2 protein-coding genes are annotated in these 714 nt (G+C 63.4%); both read left to right on the top strand.

Annotated features, from left to right (window positions below):
* Positions 1–234: transposase (locus EB836_RS18070; protein WP_135542837.1), on the top strand; the 234-nt coding region annotated here is incomplete at its 5' end.
* A partial coding sequence (locus tag EB836_RS18075; RefSeq protein WP_167854521.1) for an IS3 family transposase occupies positions 231–714 on the top strand: 484 nt, incomplete at its 3' end. The genes EB836_RS18070 and EB836_RS18075, both read left to right, overlap by 4 nt.

Genomic DNA, 714 nt, shown 5'->3' on the forward strand with positions numbered 1-714 from the left:
CTCGGGAAGTCCCGAGCCGAAGTCGCCCGCGACCTCGACATCAACGAGTCGACGCTGGGCCGGTGGGTCGCGAAGGCCACTGGCACTGAAGGAACCGGCTCCGGATCAGCTCGACGCGCTCCCGACGCCAACAGTGATGACCCGGCCGAGATGGCCAAGGAAATCGCTCGTTTGAAGCAGGAGAACGCGTTCTTGAAAAAAGCCGCGGCCTTCTTCGCGAAGGAACAGCCGTGAGCGCGAAGTACGAGCTGATCCACACCGAAGAAGGCGCCTTCCCCGTCACCTTGATGACCCAGATTCTGGGAATTGAGCGCACCGGCTACTATGCGTGGAAGAACCGGCAGGACACCGAACCGGACCCTGAGTCCAGGCGTGGTCGCCGCCAGATCGTCGCCGACCGGGTCTACGCCCTGTGGTTGGCGTCGAACAAGGTCTACGGCATTCGCCGGATCCACAAGGATCTCGCAGCCGAAGGGATCACCGTTTCGCTGGGGTTGGTCGCTGCGATCATGCGCGAGCTCGGGATCGCGGGTGTCCAACCCCGGGCAACGAAGCGAACCACGATCCCTGCCGCCGATGCCCAGGACAGGGCGGATCTGGTGCGGCGGGAGTTCAACCCGCCGGTACCCACGACGCATCTGGTCAGCGACATCACTTATCTGAAGACGGGTGAGGGGTGGTTGTTCCTGGCCACGGTCATCGATCTCACGACCC

It is taken from the genome of Brevibacterium sp. S111, assembly GCF_004745075.1.
Classification (GTDB): Bacteria; Actinomycetota; Actinomycetes; order Actinomycetales; family Brevibacteriaceae; genus Brevibacterium.